We start from the raw sequence: 22,173 nt of genomic DNA, 5'->3' as shown, positions 1-22,173 counted from the left end.
TGTCGATCGATGAAAAGACTCGATCGACACCGTGCCGCGGTCCAGACGCCGGCGCGGATCCGCGGGGTGCCAGCGGATTGATCTGCGGCCTATCCTCTCAACCCAGATTGCGGCCCGTGGAGGCGGCCCTGAGGTCCTGCCGGCGCAGCACGCCCGCGGGCCGGCCCTCGGCGTCCACCACCAGGAACTGCCAGGCCGCCGTGGTGCGGACCCGCTCGGCGATCTCGTCGTTCGGATCCGAGTCCAGCAGCACCGTCTCCGGCCGGATCGGCTCCGCCGCCACCTCCGCCGGCGTCAGCGGCGACTGCTCCGCCACCCGCCGCGCCGCGTCCTCGTCCAACAACCCCGCTGCCACGCCGTCGGCGCGGACCAGCACCACTCCCCGACCGGCCGCCGCCGCCAGCGCGTCCGCCACCGGGCTCTCCGCCGGCAGTTGCAGCACCGGGCGCACCAGGTCGGCCAGGGTGACCCCCTCCGGCCAGCTGCGCTGCAGCTCCGACACCAGCTCGCTGCGGGCTCCCGCGATCACGAACCAGGCCGTCACCGCGCACACGCCGAGCCACAGCCAGCGGTCCTGCGTGCCCTGCACCAGTCGCAACAGGGCCCACAGCAGCAGCAGGCCCGCCACGACGCCGCCGCCCACCACCGCCATCCGGGTCCCCGTGCCGCGCTTGCCCGTCATGCCCCAGACCGCCGCCCGCAGCATCCGGCCGCCGTCCAGCGGCAGGCCAGGCAGCAGGTTGAACACCGCCACCGCCGCGTTGGCCAGCGTCGTCTCCAGCAGCAGGAGCCAGATCGGGCCACCCTCCGGCACCACGAACAGCGTCGCCCCGAACACCAGGGCCAGCACGACCGACACCGCCGGCCCCGCCGCCGCGATCAGGCCCTCCTGGGCCGGCTTCGCCGGCGAGCGGCCCACCTCCGAGATGCCGCCCAGCAGGAACAGCCGCAGGCGCCTGACCGGCAGGCCGTAGCGCAGGGCCACCACGCAGTGGCCCAGCTCGTGGGCCAGCACCGAGGCCCCCAGCAGGATCGCGAAGCTGGCCGCCAGCACCAGCGCGCCCAGCGTGCCGAGGCCCGGCATCAGCTGGCCGATCATCGACGCGTACAGCGCCGTGACCACGATCGACCCGATCCACCAGGACGGGGCCAGCAACACCGGCACATTCCCGACCCGGAACAGCCGAAGGCCACCGTCGGGGTCTCCCGGTCGGATCCAGCTGGTGGTGGCCATACGAGCAGGGTAGGGCCTCCGGTGTGGGGCCGTCGTGACGACATCTTCAGCGGAAGCTGTCGGTGGCCCCTCCCCTCCCCCTCCTTTTGCCACATGTGGTCCACATTCGCGTTCAGGAGTCGAATGTGGACCACATGTGGCAAAAGGAGGGGCGGCATTCGGGTGGTGTTCGACGGCGAGGGCACGGGCCGCATCAGAACTGTCAGAGTGGCTGGGTAGCGTTTCGAGTATGGAGAAGGTCGTGCGCAGGCCGGCGCTGTCCCCCTCACGGGCCAGCGATTTCAAGCAGTGCCCGCTGCTCTACCGGTTCCGGGCGGTCGACCGGCTGCCGGAGAAGCCGACCAGGGCGCAGATCCGCGGCACGGTGGTGCACTCGGTGCTGGAGCGGCTGTTCGGGCTGCCGGCCAGCGAGCGGGTGCCGGACACCGCCAAGGAGCTGCTGGGACCGGCCTGGCAGGACCTGCTGAGCGAGCGCGCGGAACTGGCGGAGCTGTTCGAGCGGGACGAGGACCTGGCGGAGTGGCTGGCCTCGGCCGAGGGCATGCTGACCGGCTACTTCGGCCTGGAGGATCCGCGCCGGCTGGAGCCGGAGGCGTGTGAGCTGCTGGTGGAGGCGGAGCTGCCGTCGGGCATGCTGCTGCGCGGCTACATCGACCGGCTGGACGTGGCGCCGACCGGGGAGATCCGGGTCGTCGACTACAAGACGGGGGCGGCGCCGCGGGAGATCGGCGAGGCCAAGGCGATGTTCCAGATGAAGTTCTACGCCCTGGTGCTGTGGCGGCTGCGCGGTGTGGTGCCCCGCCAGCTGCTGCTGATGTACCTGTCGGACCGGCAGAACCTGGCCTACCAGCCGGACGAGGCGGAGCTGCGGCGGTTCGAGCGCACGCTGGAGGCGATCTGGAACGCCATTCTCAAGGCCGGCAAGACGGGCGACTTCCGGCCGAACCGGAGCCGGCTGTGCGACTGGTGCGACCACAAGGCGCTGTGCCCGGAGTTCGGCGGCACGCCGCCGCCGTACCCGGGCTGGCCGGAGCCGGACCCGGGGGTGGAAACCGCGCTGGACCGAGCGGACTAGGCTTGGCATCACCCGACCCGCACGCCTGGTCACTCGGGGTTGCCAGGCGAAGGGAGCGCGCATGTCCGCGGAGGACTTCGACCTGATCACGGTGCACACCGAGCCGGCCGGCGACACCATGATCGTGCACGTCAGCGGCGAGCTGGACCTGTCAACGGCCTCGGTGGCCGAGGCCGAACTGGGGCAGGCGGTGGGCAGCGGGGCGCCGGCGGTGATCGTGGACCTGGACCGGGTCAGCTTCCTCGGCTCGACCGGCCTGCGTGTGCTGCTGATGGCCCGGGACCGGGCCAACGACTCGGGGGTGGATCTCCGGCTGGTCGGCGAGCAGCGCGCGGTGCTGCGGCCGTTGCAGGTCAGCGGCCTGATGCCGGCCTTCCGCATGCACGCGACGGTGCCGGAAGCGATCGCGGCACTGGAAGGCTAGGCGCGCATCAGGGCGGTCAGACCGGACAGGGTGACCATGGACAGCACGGTGGACAGCAGCACGGCGTTGCGCGGCAGGCGGGTGTCCAGCGCGTACTGGTGGGCGTAGACGAACACGTTCTGCGCGGTCGGCAGCGCCGAGCACAACACGACGGCCAGCAGCAGATGCCCGTCCAGGCCCAGGGCCTCGCCGGCGAGGTAGGCCACCAGCGGCTGGGCGACGGCCTTGAGCAGCACGGTCACCCACAGCTCACGCCGGTTGGCGGCCTCACGACGTTCGCGGCTGTACAGGGACATGCCCAGCACGAGCAGGGCGATCGGCACGGCAGCGGTCCCGAGCTGCGTCAGCGGACCGTTCAGCAGGTCGGGCAGGTGCCAGCCGAGGGCGCTCACCACCACACCCAGCGCGGACGCGGCGATGATCGGGTTGCGCACGGGCAGGGTGAGCAGTTCACGCCAGCGGTTGCCTTGCGCCCCACGGACGTCCAGCTCGACCAGGGTGAGCACGACCGGCGTCACCAGCAGCACCTGGAACAGCAGCACGGTGACGATGAACGAGGCGTCGCCGAGCACGGAGATCGCCACCGGCACGCCGAGATTGGCCGAGTTGACGTAGCAGGCGGCCATGGCGCTGATCGACTGGTCGGCGAGGCCACGGCCGAACAGCCACCGGCTGGCGGCCAGCGCGCCGATGCCGACGACCAGGGTGCCGACGGCGAACACGGCGATGGCCGGCGACAGCAGCCGGGACACCGGCGTCCTGCTCAGCGTGGTGAACAGGACGGCCGGCATCGCGACGTGGAACACGAGCCGGCCCAGCACCAGCTCGGCACGATCGCCGAGCACGCCGGACCGGCCCACGAGGTAGCCGAGCACGGTCAGCGCCCAGATGGGCACGAACGCGGTCAGCACCTCAAGGCGTTCAGAGCCGGCACGAGCGGATGTCCGAGGCCAGGATGGCCTTGGCGCCCAGGGCCGACAGCTCGTCCATGATGTTGTTGGCTTCCTTGCGCTGCACCATTGCCCGCACCGCGGCCCAGTTCTCGTCGGCCAGCGGGGCGACCGTCGGCGACTCGAGGCCCGGCGTGGTCTTCAGCGCCTGCTCCAGCAGCGCCTTCGGGCAGTCGTAGTCCAGCATCAGGTACTGCTGGGCCAGCACCACACCGCGCAGCCGGGCGGTGAGCTGCGCCTTGGCCGGCGTGAGCTCCGAGCCCTCGCGCTGCACCAGGATCGCCTCGGACTTGCAGATCACGTCACCGAAGGCCACCAGGTTGTGCTGGCGCAGCGTGCGGCCGGAGCCGACCACGTCGGCGATGACGTCGGCCACGCCGAGCTGCACGGAGATCTCGACGGCGCCGTCGAGCCGGATCACGTCCGCCTCGATGCCGCGCCGGCTCAGGTCGTCGACCACCAGCCGCGGGTAGGCGGTGGCCAGCCGCATGCCCTGGATGTCCTCGACCTTCCAGTCGCGGCCGGCCGGGCCGGCGTAGCGGAAGTTCGAGCCGCCGAAACCCAGCTCCAGCGTCGGCTCGACGCCGGCGCCGGAGTCGCGCGCCAGGTCGAGGCCGGTGATGCCCAGGTCCAGCTGGCCGGACCCGACGTAGATGGCGATGTCCTTGGGGCGCAGGAAGAAGAACTCGACGTCGTTGGCCAGGTCGAGCACGGTCAGGTCGCGGGACTCATGGCGTCCCCGATAACCCGCCTCGGCCAGCATCTCGGCGGACTTCTCGGCAAGGGCGCCCTTGTTGGGCACCGCGACGCGCAGCATCTGCTTACTCCCGGTGTCGCTCATAGGTGACGGTAGACGTCGTCGAGGGTCAGGTCGCGGCCCAGCATCAACACCTGGACGCGGTAGAGCAACTGGGATATCTCCTCGGCCAGCCGCTCGTCGGACTCATGCTCGGCGGCGATCCAGACCTCGCCCGCCTCCTCCAGGACCTTCTTGCCCTGGGCATGGATGCCGTCGTCCAGCGCCGCCACTGTGCCCGAGCCGGCGGGCCGGGTCTTCTTGCGGTCGGTCAGCTCCGCGAACAGCTCGTCGAACGTCTTCACGGGAGCTGATCCTCCCATCCCCCGCACGGCCTGGTCCTACGCGGGGGTGGGCGTTCAGCGGGCCGACGCCTGGCGGCAACCCTGGCTGTGAGCAATCCGACAGCCGACGTGGAAGGACCTGATCGCGCCAGCCGTTTCAACGAACGTGGGCGTGCGAGCCAAAGAAGAAATCGACACCGTGGTGATCGGGGCCGGCCAGGCGGGGCTGTCGGCCAGCTACTTCCTGCGCCACTACGGCGTGGAGCACGTCGTGTTGGACGGCGCGCCCGAACCGGGCGGGGCGTGGCAGCACCGCTGGCCGTCGCTGCGGCTGGGCAAGGTGCACGGCATCCACGACCTGCCGGACATGCCGCTGGGCAAGCCGGACGCGTCGCGACCGGCGTCCGAGGTGGTGTCGGAGTACTTCGCGGCCTTCGAACGTCAGAACGCGCTGCCGGTGAAACGACCCGTTCGTGTGATGTCCGTACGGGAGAACGGCGACGGCCGGCTGTTCGTCGTCACCGACCGGGGTGAGTGGGTGGCGCGGGCGGTGGTGAACGCGACGGGGACGTGGGAGCGGCCGTTCTGGCCGTACTACGCGGGACAGCGTTCCTTCCGGGGCAGGCAGCTGCACACCGCCGACTACCAGGGGCCAGAGGAGTTGGCCGGCCGGCGCGTGGTGGTGGTCGGCGGCGGGGCGTCGGCGACGCAGGCGCTGGCCGAGATCTCGCTGGTGGCCGCGGACACGACGTGGGTGACCCGGCGGCCGCCGGTGTGGCGGGAGGGCCCGTTCCGGGAGCAGGACGGCCGGGCGGCGGTGGCGCTGGTGGATGAGCGCGTCCGCGCCGGATTGCCACCCATCAGTGTGGTTGGTGTAACCGGATTGGGTGTCACTCCGGACGTCGCCGAGGCGCGGGCGCGGGGCGTGATGGAGCGGCTGCCGATGTTCGACCGGGTCGTGCCGGACGGCGTGGAGTGGAACGACGGACGGCACGTGCAGGCCGACGTCATCCTGTGGGCGACCGGCTTCCGCGCGGCTCTGGACCACCTTGCGCCATTGCACCTGCGCGCTCCCGGTGGCGGGATCCTGATGGACGGCACCAAGGTCGTGGTCGACCCCAGGATTCACCTGATCGGGTACGGGCCCTCGGCTAGTACCGTGGGCGCGACTAGGGCAGGACGTGCGGCGGCTCGGGCGGTCCGGGACCTGCTGGCGGAGCAGGCGGTCAGCGCCGCCTGAGAGGCGGGCGTGTGGACTTCGTGCACGGCGACCTGGACGTGTTGGACGTCGTGAAGGCCCGTCGGGCCGCCGGCAGCAGGCCCGGGCGGCGCAAGGACGGTCTCCGGGTCGCGCTTGTCGTCGAGGGCGGCGGCATGCGGGGCGTCTACGCCGGTGGCATGGTCTCCGCGTTGGAAGCGCTCGACCTCCGTGACGCCTTCGACGTCGTCTACGGAACCTCCGCCGGCGCCTTCTCCGCTGTGGCGCTCGCCGTCGGCAAGGGGTCCGAGGCCGGTGCCGTGTACTACGAGGACCTGGCTTCCCGCGACTTCATCAACTACCGCCGGGCCCTGACCGGCCGTGGGCCGCTGATCAGCCTCGACTACGTCGTCGACCACGTCCTGGAGAAGACCAAACCCCTGAACTACGAATTGCTGGCCAGCTCCGACATCCCGGTGCGGACGGTCGCCACCCGGCTGGACACCGGTGCCGCCGAAGAGCTGTCCGACCTGGCTTGCGCCGACGATTGGCGGGCCGCGTTGCGGGCCACCTCCTGCGTGCCGTTCCTGTGTGGACCTGCGGTGTCGTTGCGGGGCGCGCAGTGGATCGACGGCTCCGTGGCCGAGCCGATCGCCGTCGAGCGGGCGTTGGAGGGGGACGCCACCCATGTGCTGGTGCTTCTTTCCCGTGCCCCCAATGAGAAATCCCCCAAAGGCGGCGAGCATCCGTTGATGTCCGTGGTGGCGCTCGGCTTGGACCCGGTGGTCGCGCAGGCCCTGCGCCGCCGGGCCGAGAAGCACGCCAGCGCCATGGAGTTGTTGACCGGCAAGGGTTTGCTGGCCGTGCGGCCGACCACCGACTGTGGCGTCAGCGGTCTGACCACGAACATCCCCCGTCTCCGCCGCGCGTCGGAGACGGGGGCCGCCGCCGTCCACGCCCTCTTCGCCGCCTAGAACCCCCGCGAGTCCCGCTCTCGGGCAACCATGTGTTGAGTTCATGACTGCCTGAGAGCGGGACTCGCGGGATCACCAGGTGTATTCGGCTACGTGGCCGCCCTGGATGTGGACGGTGCCGTGGACTGTCGAGTGGTCGCGCCAGATCGTGTACTCGCCGGCGCGCACTCTCGGGAAGACGGCGTTGTGCCGCACACCGTCGGGTAAGTGCCGGGGGTGCACCTGGTTGTGGAACCGCTGGTGGTCGGAGCCGACCGGACTGAGTTCGATCTCGGCGTGGTCGAGTTCGGGTCCGGTGTGGATGACCAGCGCGCCGATGTCGCCGCCGATGTCGAGGACCAGGCTGTCGGACAACGGAATCCTCCTACTTGGCCGGCGTGTCGAAGCCGTCGTGCGGCAGTCCGAGGTACGGGAAGTGCGGCATGAACGGGATGTCCAGGTTGGCCGGGGTGAGGCCGTCGGTGAGCTGGCCGGCCACGGCGTCGGGCTTGAACGTCTTGTCGATGAGGCTGAACGTGACGCCGGCGATGGCCCGCAACTCGACCGACACCACGTCGTCGTAGACCCGCCGCCCGTTGGGGAAGCCAGCCAGGTCGCCGCCGACCACACCGAGGATGTTGGGCTTCTGGGCCGGCGGCACGGCGGTGTTCAGCCGCAGCATGTCGGCCTGCACCTGCCCGGTGTTGTTCTGGAAGCCGTTGACCACACCGGAGGGAAGCCCGGTCAGCAGCACGGCGGCCAGGTCGTCGCGGGACTTGCCGGCCTTGTTCAGCGCGTCCAGGTTGGGGAACGCGCCGGGATAGAGCACCGGCAGCAGGCCGGCCAGCTCGGGCTTGGTCACGAACTGGGCGAAGTTCTTGTCGTCGGCGGGCTGCGAGCGGTTCCACTCGTCCTTGCGGGACATGGGAATCAGCACCTCGTTGACCAGCGGGTTGCCCAGCCGGGACACCTGGGTCCACGGCCCGGACCACTCGTGCTTGCGCTTGATGTCGTCCCACAGCTTGACCTGCTGGCGGCTGGCGGCGGTCCACACCCCGATGACGGCGGCCGGGTTGTTGACGTCCTTGCTGTTGCCGCCGCCACGGGTCAGGTCGGAGATCGGCACCTGTAGCGCGATGGTGTGCACGTTGAGGTCCTTGGTGGCGTTGACGCCGCCGGAGTTGACCAGCTTGGCCAGCCCGAAGTTGTTGTGGGCGCCGTCGAACGGGCGCAGCCGGCCGAGGTCGAAGATCGAGCCGAGGTCCACGTAGAAGCCGTCGGAGCGCTGCCCGGCGAACACCTTGCGGCCGCCGCCGAGGTCGTGCACGGCGTCGGCGGCCAGCTTGCCGTAGTTCGGCGTGGACAGCGGGCCGATGTTGCACGGCGGGCTGGCCAGGTTGTGGCCGACGGTCTGGGCCGTGGCCTGGTTGCCGCTGTGCACGACCCGGGCGACGTCGTAGAACTGCTTGCGGTTCCAGTTGGGCGAGTCCAGCGACTGGATCGGCCCGGTGTTGTAGAGGAACGTGTTGTTGTTGCCCAGCACGGTCTTGAACCGGAACTGGTAGGTCACGTTCGGCCGGCCGTCGCCGTCGTTGTCGATGTTGATCTCGTACAGCACGTCCTCGCCGAACTCGAAGAAGTTCGGGCCGGCGGCCGGCGACTGCAGCGGCACGTAGTTGGCGATCAGCGTGACGGTGTTGGGCACGTCGGGGCTGACGAACGCGTACAGGTCCGCGGAGTCGGCGACCGGGTCCTGGGAGATCTCGGGGGCTTCGCGATGCGATGACACGGAACGGTCTCTCCTCGTCAGCGGGCGGCCTGGGCCAGGCGGGCGGCCAGTTGCGGGTCTTTGAGCCGGACCACCCGGGTGCCGACGAAGATGTCGATGTCCCCCGACGCGACGTCCCGGACGTGCGCCACCACGGGCTCGCCGGCGGCCTGTGCCGACTGTTCGGTCTGCGCCGACGCGCCCGTGGTGAACGCCTCGACGGCGACACCGCCGACCACGCCGGCGGCGCCGACGGCCAGCGCGCCGCGGAACAGGCGGCGGCGCGACAGTGGGGAAAGACTTGTCATGATCCGGTTCTCCAGACAGAAGGGGCGAACTGGCGCGAGTCGGGTCACCAGATCACTTCGCGTGGAGAACCTGATCAGTTCACTTGAACGCTAACTGCAACTCATATGCAACAAGCTAGGGAAGCACGACCACCTGGCCGGCGAAGCTCAGTCCGGCGCCGAAGCCCAGCAACAGGGCGGTGTCGCCGCTGCGGGCCTCGCCCGAGGACAGCAGCGCCTCCATGGCCAGCGGCACTGACGCGGCGGAAGTGTTGCCCTGCTCCACCACATCCCGGGCGACGGCCACCGTCGGCGGCAGCCGCAGCGACTTGGCCAGTGCCTGGGTGATCCGGTCATTGGCCTGGTGCGGGATGAACGCGCCGAGATCGGCCACGTCCACGCCGGCCGCCTCCAGCGTGCGGCGGGCCACCTTGGCCATCTCCACGGTCGCCCAGCGGAACACCGGCTGGCCGTTCATGCGCAGCGCCGGCGCCTCGGTCGACGGGTCCTTGGCCAGCTGGTCCCGCCAGTCCAGCCAGCTGTGGTCCTGGCTGATCAGCTCGCCCTGGGTGCCGTCGCTGCCCCACACCACCGGGCCGATGCCCGGCTCCTCGCTGCGACCGACGACCGCCGCGCCGGCCCCGTCGGCGAACAGGAACGCGGTGCCCCGGTCCCGGTGGTCGATCAGGTCGGTCATCCGCTCCACGCCGATCACCAGCACGGTCTCGGCGCTGCCGCCGCGCACGATGTCCCCGGCCAGCGCCAGGCCGTAGCAGAAGCCCGCGCAGGCGGCCGAGATGTCCATCGCGCCGGCGTTGACCGCGCCGACCCGGGTGGCGACCTCGCTGGCCGCGGCCGGCGTCTGCTTGAGGTTGGAGATGGTGGCCAGCAGCACGCAGCCGATCCCGGCCGGGTCGACGCCGCTGCGCTCGATCGCCATGGCGGCCGCCGCCGTGGCCATCTCGACGATAGTCTCGTCCTCGCCGGCCCAGCGTCTGCGCTCGATTCCCGAGCGCGTGCGGATCCATTCGTCGGACGAGTCGATGAGCCCGGCCACCTCGTCGTTGTCCACGACCAGCCGGGGCCGGTACACGCCGATGCCGAGCATGGCGGCATGGCGCGCGGGAGCGCTGGTGCGAATGGACGCCCTCACAGTGGCGACTCCTGTCCTCGGGAAAGAGACGTTCCCACAAGGACATCCGCTACTGATCGGTAAGGCAATTCGCCAACCCGGTCCGACACGGTCACGTACGCCACACCGCAAAACGATCCGGTCTCGTTTCGCATAATAGGCCGGTAAAAGAAATCAGGCGCCGCGGGCCGCGGTGGCCCGCGGCGCCCATCTCGTCCCCGGTAGTGCCAGCCAGAATGCCAGTCGGCCGGGCGACATACCAGTCGTAGGGGCGATTAGTCAGGACAACAGTGCCCGCAGCGCCGGCACGTCCGCGCCGACCAGCGTCTCCCGGTGCACCATGCCCGGCCCGATCGGCACGTCCACGTCGCACGGCACGACCAGCACCGTGCAGCCGGCGGCCGCCGCCGAGGCCGACCCGGTCGGCGAGTCCTCCACCGCCACGCAGTCGGCCGGGTCCACGCCCAGCAGCCGGGCCGCCTTCAGATAGGGCTCGGGCAGCGGCTTGTTCCGGCCGTCCACCTCGTCGCCGCAGATGGTCACGTCGAAGAAGTCACGGCCGATCGTGTCCAGGGCGATCTCGGTCAGCGCCCGCTCGGTCGAGGTGACCAGCGCCGTCGGCACGCCCGCCGCCCGCACCGCCGCGAGCAGTTCGGCCGCCCCCGGCCGCCACGGCAGGCCGTCGTGGAACAGCTCCTCTGTTCGCTTGGTGAGAAATCGGCCGGCCTCGTCCATGGCCACCGGCTCCAGGGACAGCCCCAGGTCCTCGAACATCAGCACCATGGTGCGGTCCATGTTGGACCCGATCATCTCCGCCCTGGTCTCGGGCGTGAGCGCCCCGCCCAGGTGGGTGGCCAGGTCGGCCAGCGAGACGTCCCAGACCTTCTCGGAGTCGATCAGGGTGCCGTCCATGTCGAACAGCACCGCCGCCGGCCTGCGCACCGGTTTCTCCCGCCTGTCGGAGTCAGTGCGCCAACGGTAACCGAGCCAGGGGCGCCGACCAGCCGTTCGCGGACCCGGTGCGGCCAGCGCCACATCCCCGGCCGTCGCGACGCGCGGGCAGTTATGAGGTGCACCGAACGAGTTCGGTCGGGGCTGGGTCGTAGGCTGGGCCGGTGACCGATCCGGACCTGAACCCAGAGGACGCCTCGGCCGAGCAGCGTCAGCTCGTCGACCCCGTCCTCGTCGCCGCTTTCGAAGGGTGGAACGACGCCGGCGACGCCGCCAGCACCGCGATCGAGCACCTCGAACTCACCTGGGACGCCACTCCCCTCGCCGAACTCGACCCCGACGACTACTACGACTTCCAGGTCACGCGACCAACGGTCCGGATGGTCGAGGGCATCACACGGCGGATCGAGTGGCCGACCACCCGGCTGTCGGTGTGCCGCCCGCCGGGGTCCTCGGTGGACGTGGTGCTCGTGCACGGCATCGAGCCGAACATGCGCTGGCGCAAGTTCTGCGCCGAGCTCATCGGCTACGTCGAGCAGCTGGGCGTGACCACCGTCGTGACGCTCGGGGCGATGCTGATGGACACCCCGCACACCCGCCCCGTGCCGGTCACCGGCATGGCCTACGACGCCAACTCGGCGGCCAAGTTCGGCCTGGAGAGCTCCCGGTACGAGGGTGCCACCGGCATCGTCGGCGTGTTCCAGGACGCCTGCGTGCAGGCCGGCGTGCCGGCCATCTCGTTCTGGGCCGCCGTGCCGCACTACGTCTCGCAGCCGCCCGCCCCCAAGGCCACCCTGGCCCTGCTGCACCGCGTCGAGGAGGCCCTGGACATCGAGGTGCCGCTCGGGGCGCTGCCGGAGCAGGCCGAGGAGTGGGAGCAGACCGTCACCGAGATGGCTGAGGAGGACGAGGACGTGCGCAACTACGTGCGGGCCCTCGAGGAGCGCGGCGACGCCGACGCCGACAACCAGCTCAGCGAGACCAGCGGCGACGCCATCGCCGCCGACTTCGAGCGTTACCTGCGCCGCCGTGGCCGCGGCGGCCCCGGTCAGCGCGGCGACGGCCCGCCCGGACCGCTGGGCCGGTGATTGTCCACCAGTAGGCGCAAGGCGGCGGAGTTCACTCCGCCGCCTTTTTCACGTGAATCATTTATTCGCACCAGCAAATATCATCCGCGCTTGTTTGGCGGGCATAAAGCAGTTCGGGTCGGCGGCATAACCGCGCGTTCGGTCAGGGCACAATCGTGACCTTGCCGTGGAGGTCGCCGGCCTCGCCGAGTCGGTGGACGTCGGCGAGTTCGGCGAGCGGATAGGACCGGGTCACCTCGACATCGACCACGCCCTTGTCGACGAGTGCCGTCAGGGCGGCGAGTTGGGCGGTGTCCCTGCGGGTGACGAAGTGCGTCGCGGTGATCCGGGTGTCGGACGCCGGCGGAATCGGGGTGGTGGCCGACACGATGACGCCACCGGGACGCACCAGCGCGATGAGTTCCTCGGCCTGCGGACGGCCGACCGACACCAGATTGATGATCGTGTCGACGGGGTCGCGCACGGCCAGGCCGACAGCGGTGGTGGTGTAGTCGATGATGTGGTCCGCGCCCTGCCGGCGAACCCGGTCGGCGCTGCGCGGGCCGGCGGTGGCGATGACCTGCGCCCCGGCGTGCTTGGCCAGGCGGACGGCGAACCCACCGATGCCTCCGCCGGCCCCGTTGACCAGCACGCGCTGTCCTTCGACGACGCGAGCATGGTCGAAGACCGCCTGCCACGCGGTCAGTCCCGCCAGCGGCAGGGCAGCGGCGTCGGCGAGCGGAATCCTGGTGGGTGCGGGTGCCAGCAGATGCGCCGGCGCCGTGGCGTACTGGGCCGCGGCGCCGCCGTCGAGCCAGCCGATGACATGATCGCCGACCGCGGGCACGCTCACCTCGGCACCGGTCGCCACGACGATGCCCGCCACATCCCACCCCAGGGCGTACGGCAGCGACACCGGCGTGATCTCCCGCAGGAGCCCGGCGCGCAGAGCCGCCTCGGTCGGGTTGAACGAGGTGGCCGCGACCTTGAGCAACACCTCGTCCGGTCCCGGCCGCGGAACCTCGACGTCGTCGTGGCGGATGACCGACGCGTCACCGTGGCGGTGGAATCGAGCGATCTTCATGTCGCGAACCTACGACGACCGTGCGAGACGATCCATGCGGCTGAGTCCCGATTTCCTACTTGATCGTCTCGTCGGCGCGACTAGGGTGGCCGGGTGGACATGCTCAGCGACGTGATCGGCGTGATGCGGACCGGCCAACCGCGGTCGGCCCGGGTCGCCGGGCGTGCGCCCTGGGGGCAGTGGTTCGGACCGGTGCCCGGGGCATCCGGCTTCCAGGTGGTGCTGCGGGGCAGTTGCTGGCTCGTTCCCGTCTCGGCCGACCCGATCCCGTTGCGAGCGGGCGATGTCGTCCTGCTGCCCCATGGAGGCGGGCACGCGCTGGCCGACAGTCCGACGACCGCGGTGCCCGCGGAGCCCTGCGATCCGCGGTTCGCCCGGCACCACGCCGAACCCGTCGAGCCGGCGGACACCATCGTCCTCTGTGGCGCGTACCAACTTGATCCGGCACGGGCCCATCCGTTGCTGCTGAGCCTGCCGGAGATCGTCCACCTGCCCGCCGACGCCGGCCAGCACCCGCGGCTGCGAACCGCGGTGGAGCTGCTCGGCGCCGAGTTGGCCGAGCCGGGCCTCGGCTCGGACGCCGTGATCCCCGGATTGCTGGACACCCTGCTGGTGTACGTCCTACGCACGTGGATCCAGCAGCAGCCGGACAACGCCCCCGACGGCTGGGCCGCGGCGCTGAACGACCCACCGGTCGCCGCCGCTCTGCACGCGATTCACCGTGACACCACGTATCCGTGGACCGTGGCCGGTCTCGCCGCCAAGGCCGGACTGTCCCGAGCGCCGTTCGCCCGCCGGTTCACCGCCCTGGTCGGGCAACCGCCGCTGACGTACGTCACCTGGTGGCGCATGACCACCGCGGCCCGCCTGCTGCGCGACACCACCGCATCGCTACACAGCATCGCCGCCGAGGTCGGCTACTCGTCGGAATTCGCCTTCGCCACGGCATTCAAACGCATCCACGGCACGCCACCAGGCCGGTACCGGCGAACAGCGGGATGACAGTAGCCGACCCTTCGCTCACCCGCCGAAACCATCATCCCGGTCCGTCGTGGCGCGTGTGCGACAAAAGGACGGTCGGCCCGGTCTCGATGCGTGATTTGGCCTAGGTTTGTCGCCGAAGCTGTCCTGCCAGCGAGGGAGTCCCAATGACCCAGGAGTCGCAGCCCGACTCGACCGGCCAGAGCCCGAGCACACCGCCCACCGGCGACTTAGCTCAGCAGGACCCCGGCGCGGCAGCGTCGCAGGCTCAGGTTCCGCCGCAGGGCCCGGTTGCCCAACCCGGCCAGTTCCCTCAGCAAGCCCCGATGCCGCCGCAGCCTTATGTCCAGCAGCCCTGGTCCGCCCCCGCTCCCGGATTCTCCGGCGCGCCACGGCCCGCAGGCCCGGCGACTGGGCCGGGCCTGGCGGTGGTGTCCTTGCTCCTCGGCCTCGTCGGGAGCGTCGTGTGGCTGCTCCCGATCAATCTCGATCCCGGGCGGCACTACCTGCCGATCCCGTTCGGGGTGGGCGGGCTGGTGCTGGGGATCGTGGGCCTGGTCGGGAACCGCAAGGGCAAGCCGACGGCGGCGGTGGGGGTGATCCTGTCGGTCATCGCACTGATCCTGGGCATTCTCATGACCGGGCTGGAGGTCATGCACAGCGCCGGTTAGAGGCCCTGTAGCAGGACCAGGGGGCGTTCGACGCAGTCGGCGACGTAGCGGAGGAAGCCGCCGGCCACGCCGCCGTCGCAGACCCGGTGGTCGAAGGTGAAGGACAGCTGGGTCACCTTGCGCACGGCGAGCTGGCCGTCGACGGCCCAGGGCTTGTCGACGATGCGGCCGACGCCGAGCAGACCGGCCTCGGGATGGTTGATGATCGGGGTGGAGCCGTCGACGCCGAACACACCGTAGTTGTTGAGGGTGAAGGTGCCGCCGGTCATGTCCTCGGGGCCGAGGCCGCCGGCTCGGGCGAGCTCGGTGAGGCGGGTGAGCTCGGCGGCCAGCGCAGAAGTGGTGAGCCGGTCGGCGCCGCGAACGACGGGGACGACGAGCCCGCGATCGGACTGCACGGCGAAGCCCAGATTCACGCTCCGGAGCCGGACGATCTCCTGCCGTTCGGTGTCCACAGTGGAATTGAGCTCGGGATACCGGGCCAGCCCGGCCACGCAGATGCGGGCCATCAGAGCCAGCACGCCGACGCCGATGACCTTGCGGGCCTCCATCAGACCGGTGGCGTCGACGTCGACCCACGTGGTGGCGTCAGGAATCTCGCTGCGGCTGCGGGAAAGCTTCTCGGCGATGGCCCGGCGCATGCCGCGCAGCGGGATCCGCTCGCCGTCGACGGCCGGCGCGGGCTTGGCCACGGCGGCCTCGACGTCCTTGCGCAGGATGATCGAGTCCGGGCCGGTCGGCTTGACCGCCGCGAGGTCAATCCCGTTGTCCCGGGCCAGTTTCCGGACCAGTGGGGAGATCACCCGCGGCGCCTGCGTGACGGCGGGCTCGGCGACCGCGACGGCCACGGCAGCGGTGGCCGCGGTGGCCTTGGACCGGCGGCGACGGGTCCGCGGCTGCTCCTCCTTGGTGCCGTAGCCGATCAGCACGTTGCCGGAGCCGCCGGTCTCCTCCGACGAGGAGGCAGCGGCCGCGCCGACGGCGATCAGCGGCTCCCCCACCGACACCACGGAACCGGCCTCGGCGAACAGCTTCAGCACGGTGCCCTCGAACGGCACCGGCACCTCGACGGCCGCCTTGGCCGTCTCCACCTCGATCACCACCTGGTCCACGTGCACGGTGTCGCCGACGGCCACCTTCCAGCCCAGGACCTCGGCCTCGGTCAGCCCCTCCCCCAGGTCGGGCAGCCGGAACAACTGTTCCACGGTCATGATTCCGCCTCCACGGCAGAGAGTGTGTCGGCGGTCATGATTCCGCCTCCACGGCAAAGAGTGTGTCGGCGGTCATGAGTGGGCCCCCGTGAGATACCGGTGGTCGGGCTCGTCGTCGAACTGGAGCCGGTCCACGGCGTCCAGCACCCGGTCCACGCTGGGCAGGTGCGAGTGCTCCAGCATCGGCGGCGGATAGGGGATGTCGAAGCCGGCCACCCGGATCACCGGCGCGGCCAGCGAGTGGAAGCAGCGCTCCTGGATCCGGGCCACGATCTCGGCCCCGAACCCGGCGAAGCCGGAGGCCTCCTGCACGACCACGCAGCGCCCGGTCCGGCGCACCGACCGCATCACGGTGTCGTCGTCGAACGGCACCAGCGACCGCAGGTCGACGACCTCCAGCTCGACGCCGTCCTCGGCAGCGGCCGCGGCGGCCTGCATGGCCACCGGCACCGACGGACCGTAGGCGACGAGGGTGACATCCTTGCCGTGCCGGCGAATCGCGGCATGCCCCAGCGGCTCGTCGATCCGCCGCAGCTCAATGTCCTCTTTGGACCAGTACAGCTTCTTGGGCTCCATGAAGACAACCGGGTCCGGGTCGTCGATCGCCTCGCGCAGCAAGGTGTACGCGTCGTTGACGGTCGCCGGCGACACCACCTTCAGGCCCGGGGTGTGCACGTAGTAGGCCTCGCTGGAGTCGCAATGGTGTTCCACGCCACCGATGCCGCCGGCGTAGGGCACGCGGATCACCATCGGCACCGACAGGTGGCCGCGGGTCCGGTTGCGCAGCTTGGCCACGTGCGAGGTGATCTGCTCGAACGCCGGGTAGGCGAAGGCGTCGAACTGCATCTCCACGACGGGCCGGAAGCCGCCCATCGCCATGCCCAGCGCGAAGCCGACGATGCCGGCCTCGGCCAGCGGCGTGTCGAAGCAGCGCAGCTCACCGAAGTCCCTGGTCAGGCCGTCGGTGATGCGGAAGACGCCACCGAGCTGGCCGACGTCCTCGCCGAACACGAGCACCCGCTCGTCGTCGGTCATCGCGTCGCGCAGCGCGCGGTTGAGCGCCTGCGCCATGGTGGTGGCGGCCATCAGCCCTCCTGGGCCTTGAGTTCGGCGGCCAGCTGGTCACGCTGCTCGACGAGCTGCGCGGTGGGCCGGGCGTACACGTGGTCGAACATCGCCAGCGGGTCCAGGTGCGGCTCGGCGTTCATCCGGCCGCGCAGGTCGGCGGCCAGCCGCTCGCCCTCGGCCTGGGCCACGGCGACGTCCTCGTCGGTCAGGGCGCCGATGAGGCGCAGGTGCTTGTCCAGGCGGGCCAGGGGATCCGCGTCCAGCCAGCGGTCCACCTCGGCGCTGTCCCGGTAGCGGGTGGCGTCGTCGGCGTTGGTGTGCGCCTCGATGCGGTACGTGTGCGCCTCGACGAGGAACGGCCGGCCGGCGCGGGCGTGCTCGAAAGCCTTGTGCAGCACGGCGAGCATGGCCACCGGGTCGTTGCCGTCGACCTGCTCGGCCCGCACGCCGTAACCGACTCCCTTGTACGCCAGGGAAGGCGCCTTGCTCTGCTTCTCCAGCGGCACGGAGATGGCGAACCCGTTGTTCTGCACCAGGAAGACCACCGGCGCCTCGAACACCGCGGCGAAGTTCAGCGCCTCGTGGAAGTCGCCCTCGCTGGTCGCGCCGTCGCCGATCAGGGCCAGCACCGCGCTGTCGGTTCCCTTGCGCCGCAAGGCATAGGCCAGGCCGGTGGCGTGCAACGTCTGCGTGGACAGCGGGGTGCACTGCGGGGCGGTGCGGGTGGCGTTCGGGTCGTAGCCGCAGTGAGCGTCGCCGCGCAGCAGGCCGAGAGCCTCGACCGGGTCCAGGCCCCGGGAGACCATCGCCATCGTGTCGCGGTAGGTCGGGAAGAACCAGTCGTCCTCGCGCAGCACCATGGCGGCGGCTATCTGGCACGCCTCCTGGCCGCGGCTGGACGGGTAGACGGCCAGCCGGCCCTGCTTGGTCAGGGCGGTGGCCTGGGTGTCGAAGCGGCGTCCCACCACCATCCGGCGGTAGGCCTCGCGCAGCTCCTCGACGCCGGGCTGGGTGTAGCCGGCGGGTCCGTCGACGGTGGTGCCGTCTTCGGCGAGGTAGCGGACGGGAGTGGCCGAGGGCAGCAGGTCCGTGGCGATGTGGTCGGACACCGGGGTCCTCCTTCGGCAGACGTTTGCAGGCGCTTTCTCGACATTCTGAGCTCCTTGTCCGAGACTGGCGGAAGATCCGTGACAGATTTCCGCCCAAGCGTCGCCTGGAGAGCCATTTGACCATCGAGACTCAGGTCACACCATCGCCGGCCGGACGTTCGGCCGCCGAGCTGGACGACGTGGACCGGGCCATCATCGCCGAGCTGCGGCGGGACGGCCGGATGTCGATCAGGACCCTGGCCGAGCGCGTGCACATCTCGCGCACGAGCGCCTACGCGCGGTTGGACCGGCTGCTGGCCGACCAGGTGATCACCGGCTTCACCGCGGAGGTCTCGCCCCGCCGCTCAGGGTTGGGCACGAGCGCGTACGTGCTGCTGACCATCGAGCAGAACACCTGGCGCTCGGTGGCCAAGGCGCTGCGCGGCATCCGCTACATCGAGCACCTGGCCCTGGTCGGCGGCGACTTCGACGTGCTGGCCCTGGTGCACGCCCCGGACAACCTGGCCCTGCGCGAGGTGGTGCTGGAGAAGATCCAGAGCGTCAAGGGCGTGCGCGGCACCCGGACCTGGCTGGTGTTCGAGGAGGAGCCGGGCCTCGGACCCCAATGGGGATGAGGTCGGTGGGATGACGATCGGCCTCACATTCCGCTGATCACTTCCTCACAACCTTCGAGCACGCTGACGCCACCACGTCGTTTACCGAAGGGGTTTGGCGTTGAAGCGTTCGAAGAAGACCCTGGCGGTCGCCGTGCTCGTGATGGCGGTGACGGCGGGCACCTCCGGAGTCGCGCTCGCCGGCGACCGCCACGAGCTCCCGTTCGTGCCGCCGACCGGCCAGGACGTCGGGCACGCCCCCGCCGGGCAGCAGGTCACCGCGCACGTGCTGCTCGCGGGCCGTGACCCGGCCGGTCTCGCCGCCTACGCGTCCGCCGTGTCGGACCCCGGCAACGCGAATTACGGCCATTTTCTCAGCGCCGCTGACACTCTCGCCCGCTACGGCACCTCGCCCGCGCAGCACGACGCCGTCGTCCACTGGCTGCAGTCCACCGGCCTCGCCGTGACCGATGGTGACGCGCACGCCGTCGTCGTCCATGGCACCGTCGCCCAGGCCGAGACGGCCTTCGCCACCAGACTCGACTTGTTCCACACCGATGGCCTCACGACCATGGCTCCGGCCACGCCGATGAGCGTGCCCGCGAACCTCGGATCAACGGTGTTGGGCGTGACCGGGCTCAACGCGGCGACTCTGGACCCCGCCCACAGCAACGCCGCCCACGAGACCGCCGGCAACTGCTCGCAGTACTACGGCGAGAAGCCCGCGACCGGATTGCCGGCTGCCTATGGGAAAACGCCAGCCTGGGAGCCCTGTGGCTACTCCCCCGAGCAGTTGCGCGGCGCGTATCACGTCACCGGCAGCGGGCTCGCCGGCGCGGGCACGTCGATCGCGATCATCCTGTCCATCGTGTCGCCGACCATCGAAAGCGACGCCAACAGGTACGCGCAGTCCTACGGCGACAAGGCTTTCGCGCCCGGGCAGCTGACCCTGGACATCCCGGCCGACGGTGCGGACGGTCGGATCCTCGGGGACGACGAGGGCGCGATGGATCTCGAAGCCGTGCACGCGATGGCCCCGGAGGCCAAGGTCACCGTGGTGATGGGCACCGGCAGCGTGACCGGCGACCGGGTGCTGGACGCCATCGACAACATCGTCGACCACCGTCTCGCCGACGTCCTCACCAGCTCGTACACCATGGGCGCGCTGCCGGGCGAGGCACCCGCGCCGGGTCTGCGTGACGCCGCCGAGCAGGACTTCCAGCAGGCCGCCGTGGAAGGGATCTCGGTGAACTTCCCGTCCGGTGACGGCGGTGGCAAGCCCGACGGCACCGCTGAACTCGACTACCCGTGCGCCAGCGCCTGGGTCACCTGCGTCGGCGGCACCACGCTCGCCGTCGGGCCGCACGACGAGTACGCCGGCGAAATCGGTTGGGAGGACACCGGTTCGGACCTCGCCGCGGACGGCAAGACCTGGACTCCGGCGTTGCCCGGCCCGTTCCGCAGCGGAGCCGGCGGCGGGGTCAGCACCGACATCCCGCAGCCGGTCTACCAGAGCAAAGTCGTCCCGCCCGCGTTGAGCACGCACAACGGCAAACCCATGCGCACAGTGCCGGACATCTCGGCGCTCGGCGACTTCCACACCGGCATGGCCATCGGCCTGTCCTACCCGGCCAGCACTCCCGGCGGCACTCCGGAATACCGGACCGGCGTCAACGCGGGCACCAGTCTGTCCACGCCGCTCATCGCCGGTCTGGAAGCCCTGGTCATCCAGGCCCGCCACGGAAAGCCGCTCGGATTCGCCAACCCGCTCTTCTACGGATCAAAGGCGTTCCGCGACATCACCGACCGTTTCCCGGGCAGCACCGACCCGGCGACTGTTGTCACGACAACCCTGGGCAGCCGGAACAGCCCGGCCACCACCACCCTGATCACCCAGGGGCAGGCCACTGCCGCCGGACTGGTCAACGGCAAGGGCTACGACACCGTGACCGGCATCGGCTCCCCCGCGGCGGGCTTCCTCATGGCGTTCTGCGGGTAGTCGGCTCACGCCGGGTGAGCCGGCATCTCCGCTTCGACCAGGCGGGTCAGCCTCGGCACCAGAATCACCCTGATACCAATGATGAACAGCACGAACAGGCCGATCACCGGGAGCTGGGAGACGAGGCTGGAGGCCATCACCTCGTCGGCGTTGAACTGGAAGGCGAGCACGACCCGCAGCACCGACTCGGCCAGCAGCACGAAGCCGAGGGCGGCGGTGCCGATCCGTTCCAGGCGGCGGAATTCGGCCGAGTTCCGCCAGGCCCGGTCGTAGGCGAGGCCCCGCTTGGGGTCGCCGGCGACGGCCATCGGCCGGGCCACGACGTACAGGAAAGCCTTGCCACGGAAGACAGTCGCGAACACGTAGCCGGCGGCGAGGAAGGTGTAGAAGGCGGGGCGGGCGACCAGGAACCGCGGATCGCCGCTGGTGACGAAGCTGAGCGCGACGCCGAGGGCGAGTTCGGTCAGCACCAGCAGGGCGAAGCCGTCCAGCCGGCGACGGCGCAGGATCGAGGTCGCCACACCGATGCCCTGGACCACAACTCCGGCGGCCAGGGCGATCGCCGTGGTCACACCGGCCGCGTACAGGCCGAACATGACCGCCAGCGACGCGATTGTGCTGGCCAGCAACAGAATGGTGTCACGCTCGCCGGTGTCGGACAGCTTACCGAAGGCCGCCTTGCCGCCGACCAGGATGCCGCCGGCGGTCAGCGACAACACCGAGGGCACCCCGAACGGTTGCAGGACAAGGTAAACGACCGTCGGCACGACGATGTCGACCGCCATGTCCAGCAGCGCGACGAGTAATATCCGGGCCTTGTTCATTCGTTGTCCCCCCTGCTCCGCCGGCGGCCACGCTCGGGCCGCTGTTCCTGTTCTTTCTCGACCACGGCCGCCTTGCTGTGCTCGAACTTCCACAGCAGGCGGGTGAGCTCGCGGACCTCGGCCTGATCCCAGTCGGCGACGAAGGCCTCGAACCGACGCATCCCGAACTCGGTCAGCTCGGTCAGCTCCTGGCGGCCCCGCTCGGTCAGCTCGGCGACGAACGCCCGACCGTCGCGCGGATCGGGCCGGACCGCCACCTTGCCCTCGTCCTCCAGGTCACGCAGCTGCCGCGTGACCAGCGACCGGTCCACGCCCAGCCGCTCGGCCAGCTCCGAGGGCCGGCTGCCCTCGTGCATGGCCACGGCCTGCAACAGCCGCAGCTCACTGGCCTTGGGCCGCTGCTTGGCCGCCCGCGTGAGGCCGTTGTTGACCACGAACAGGGCGGCGACCAGGCCCTCCACCTCTTCCCGGTGCACCATGCCGACGACTGTACAGATAGTTGATGGACTCCATC

The 22,173-nt window shown here is 70.5% G+C and carries 24 protein-coding genes; 9 read left to right on the top strand and 15 right to left on the bottom strand.

Features of this window, described 5'->3' with window-relative positions:
- Positions 1-97: 97 nt before the first annotated feature.
- Positions 98-1,234: a site-2 protease family protein gene (locus JJ691_RS05230; protein WP_211767663.1), complete on the bottom strand. Its 1,137-nt coding sequence runs from the start codon at positions 1,232-1,234 to the stop codon at positions 98-100.
- A 229-nt stretch (positions 1,235-1,463) separates the two neighbouring features.
- On the opposite strand from JJ691_RS05230, the gene JJ691_RS05225 reads away from it, so the two are divergent.
- Both JJ691_RS05225 and JJ691_RS05220 read left to right on the top strand, forming a co-directional pair.
- On the top strand, positions 1,464-2,309 hold the full coding sequence (locus tag JJ691_RS05225) for a RecB family exonuclease (RefSeq protein WP_211767662.1): 846 nt from the start codon (positions 1,464-1,466) through the stop codon (positions 2,307-2,309).
- Positions 2,310-2,370: 61 nt separating this feature from the next.
- Complete coding sequence (locus JJ691_RS05220; protein WP_211767661.1) at positions 2,371-2,733, top strand: STAS domain-containing protein; 363 nt, start codon at positions 2,371-2,373, stop codon at positions 2,731-2,733.
- Here JJ691_RS05220 and JJ691_RS05215 read toward each other — a convergent pair.
- Genes JJ691_RS05215 through JJ691_RS05205 form a run of 3 tightly spaced genes read right to left on the bottom strand, consistent with a single transcriptional unit; the run spans position 2,730 to position 4,784 of the window.
- Positions 2,730-3,644 carry an AEC family transporter gene (locus JJ691_RS05215; RefSeq protein ID WP_211767660.1) on the bottom strand — a complete coding sequence of 305 codons (915 nt, stop codon included), beginning with the start codon at positions 3,642-3,644 and terminating at the stop codon, positions 2,730-2,732. The two genes, JJ691_RS05220 and JJ691_RS05215, sit on opposite strands and share 4 nt — an antisense overlap.
- A gap of 10 nt (positions 3,645-3,654) precedes the next feature.
- Positions 3,655-4,500: an ATP phosphoribosyltransferase gene (gene hisG / locus JJ691_RS05210; protein WP_211771283.1), complete on the bottom strand. Its 846-nt coding sequence runs from the start codon at positions 4,498-4,500 to the stop codon at positions 3,655-3,657.
- 20 nt (positions 4,501-4,520) lie between these two features.
- Positions 4,521-4,784 carry a phosphoribosyl-ATP diphosphatase gene (locus JJ691_RS05205; protein WP_211767659.1) on the bottom strand — a complete coding sequence of 88 codons (264 nt, stop codon included), beginning with the start codon at positions 4,782-4,784 and terminating at the stop codon, positions 4,521-4,523.
- A 151-nt stretch (positions 4,785-4,935) separates the two neighbouring features.
- On the opposite strand from JJ691_RS05205, the gene JJ691_RS05200 reads away from it, so the two are divergent.
- Positions 4,936-6,003 carry an NAD(P)-binding domain-containing protein gene (locus JJ691_RS05200; RefSeq protein WP_211767658.1) on the top strand — a complete coding sequence of 356 codons (1,068 nt, stop codon included), beginning with the start codon at positions 4,936-4,938 and terminating at the stop codon, positions 6,001-6,003.
- Between the two features lie 11 nt (positions 6,004-6,014).
- A complete protein-coding gene (locus JJ691_RS05195) occupies positions 6,015-6,935 on the top strand; it encodes a patatin-like phospholipase family protein (protein ID WP_211767657.1) in 921 nt (306 codons plus the stop codon).
- 72 nt (positions 6,936-7,007) lie between these two features.
- Here JJ691_RS05195 and JJ691_RS05190 read toward each other — a convergent pair whose 3' ends face one another.
- From JJ691_RS05190 to JJ691_RS05170, 5 genes are all read right to left on the bottom strand, one after another.
- A complete protein-coding gene (locus JJ691_RS05190) occupies positions 7,008-7,289 on the bottom strand; it encodes a hypothetical protein (protein ID WP_211767656.1) in 282 nt (93 codons plus the stop codon).
- Positions 7,290-7,299: 10 nt separating this feature from the next.
- Positions 7,300-8,703 (bottom strand): DUF4331 domain-containing protein, encoded by a 1,404-nt coding sequence (locus JJ691_RS05185; protein WP_211767655.1) that lies wholly within the window; start codon positions 8,701-8,703, stop codon positions 7,300-7,302.
- Positions 8,704-8,720: 17 nt separating this feature from the next.
- Positions 8,721-8,990: a hypothetical protein gene (locus JJ691_RS05180; protein WP_211767654.1), complete on the bottom strand. Its 270-nt coding sequence runs from the start codon at positions 8,988-8,990 to the stop codon at positions 8,721-8,723.
- Between the two features lie 115 nt (positions 8,991-9,105).
- A complete protein-coding gene (locus JJ691_RS05175) occupies positions 9,106-10,122 on the bottom strand; it encodes a beta-ketoacyl-ACP synthase III (RefSeq protein WP_249227695.1) in 1,017 nt (338 codons plus the stop codon).
- A gap of 258 nt (positions 10,123-10,380) precedes the next feature.
- Complete coding sequence (locus JJ691_RS05170) at positions 10,381-11,013, bottom strand: HAD family hydrolase (protein WP_211771281.1); 633 nt, start codon at positions 11,011-11,013, stop codon at positions 10,381-10,383.
- Positions 11,014-11,216: 203 nt separating this feature from the next.
- On the opposite strand from JJ691_RS05170, the gene JJ691_RS05165 reads away from it, so the two are divergent.
- Positions 11,217-12,140, top strand: a complete 924-nt coding sequence (locus tag JJ691_RS05165) for a PAC2 family protein (protein ID WP_211767653.1) — start codon at positions 11,217-11,219, stop codon at positions 12,138-12,140.
- 142 nt (positions 12,141-12,282) lie between these two features.
- On the opposite strand, the gene JJ691_RS05160 is transcribed toward JJ691_RS05165, so the two are convergent.
- Complete coding sequence (locus JJ691_RS05160) at positions 12,283-13,203, bottom strand: NADP-dependent oxidoreductase (protein WP_211767652.1); 921 nt, start codon at positions 13,201-13,203, stop codon at positions 12,283-12,285.
- Between the two features lie 93 nt (positions 13,204-13,296).
- Here JJ691_RS05160 and JJ691_RS05155 point away from each other — a divergent pair, with 93 nt between their 5' ends.
- Positions 13,297-14,205, top strand: a complete 909-nt coding sequence (locus tag JJ691_RS05155; protein ID WP_211767651.1) for an AraC family transcriptional regulator — start codon at positions 13,297-13,299, stop codon at positions 14,203-14,205.
- 146 nt (positions 14,206-14,351) lie between these two features.
- A complete protein-coding gene (locus JJ691_RS52070; protein ID WP_249227694.1) occupies positions 14,352-14,855 on the top strand; it encodes a hypothetical protein in 504 nt (167 codons plus the stop codon).
- Here the strand turns inward: JJ691_RS52070 and JJ691_RS05145 are convergent.
- The 3 genes from JJ691_RS05145 to JJ691_RS05135 all read right to left on the bottom strand — a co-directional run bounded on the left by JJ691_RS05145 (position 14,852) and on the right by JJ691_RS05135 (position 18,243).
- The gene (locus JJ691_RS05145; RefSeq protein WP_211767650.1) at positions 14,852-16,066 is read right to left on the bottom strand and encodes a dihydrolipoamide acetyltransferase family protein; all 1,215 of its coding nucleotides are present in this window, start codon (positions 16,064-16,066) and stop codon (positions 14,852-14,854) included. The two genes, JJ691_RS52070 and JJ691_RS05145, sit on opposite strands and share 4 nt — an antisense overlap.
- 72 nt (positions 16,067-16,138) lie before the next feature.
- The gene (locus tag JJ691_RS05140) at positions 16,139-17,152 is read right to left on the bottom strand and encodes an alpha-ketoacid dehydrogenase subunit beta (RefSeq protein ID WP_211767649.1); all 1,014 of its coding nucleotides are present in this window, start codon (positions 17,150-17,152) and stop codon (positions 16,139-16,141) included.
- Positions 17,152-18,243, bottom strand: a complete 1,092-nt coding sequence (locus JJ691_RS05135; RefSeq protein ID WP_249227693.1) for a thiamine pyrophosphate-dependent dehydrogenase E1 component subunit alpha — start codon at positions 18,241-18,243, stop codon at positions 17,152-17,154. The genes JJ691_RS05140 and JJ691_RS05135 overlap by 1 nt, the downstream gene beginning before the upstream one ends.
- A gap of 116 nt (positions 18,244-18,359) precedes the next feature.
- On the opposite strand from JJ691_RS05135, the gene JJ691_RS05130 reads away from it, so the two are divergent.
- Together JJ691_RS05130 and JJ691_RS05125 are read left to right on the top strand one after the other, a co-directional pair.
- On the top strand, positions 18,360-18,857 hold the full coding sequence (locus JJ691_RS05130) for an Lrp/AsnC family transcriptional regulator (protein ID WP_249227692.1): 498 nt from the start codon (positions 18,360-18,362) through the stop codon (positions 18,855-18,857).
- 100 nt (positions 18,858-18,957) lie between these two features.
- A complete protein-coding gene (locus JJ691_RS05125; RefSeq protein ID WP_211767648.1) occupies positions 18,958-20,835 on the top strand; it encodes a S53 family peptidase in 1,878 nt (625 codons plus the stop codon).
- Positions 20,836-20,840: 5 nt separating this feature from the next.
- On the opposite strand, the gene JJ691_RS05120 is transcribed toward JJ691_RS05125, so the two are convergent.
- Positions 20,841-21,659, bottom strand: coding sequence for a VC0807 family protein (locus JJ691_RS05120; protein WP_211767647.1), 819 nt, complete (start codon positions 21,657-21,659; stop codon positions 20,841-20,843).
- On the bottom strand, positions 21,656-22,138 hold the full coding sequence (locus JJ691_RS05115) for a MarR family winged helix-turn-helix transcriptional regulator (RefSeq protein ID WP_211767646.1): 483 nt from the start codon (positions 22,136-22,138) through the stop codon (positions 21,656-21,658). The genes JJ691_RS05120 and JJ691_RS05115 overlap by 4 nt, the downstream gene beginning before the upstream one ends.
- Positions 22,139-22,173: the final 35 nt, after the last annotated feature.

This window comes from Kutzneria sp. CA-103260, assembly GCF_018263855.1.
Lineage (GTDB): Bacteria > Actinomycetota > Actinomycetes > Mycobacteriales > Pseudonocardiaceae > Kutzneria.
Note: the sequence above shows the minus strand (reverse complement) of the source record. Positions and strands in the feature narration are given on the sequence as shown.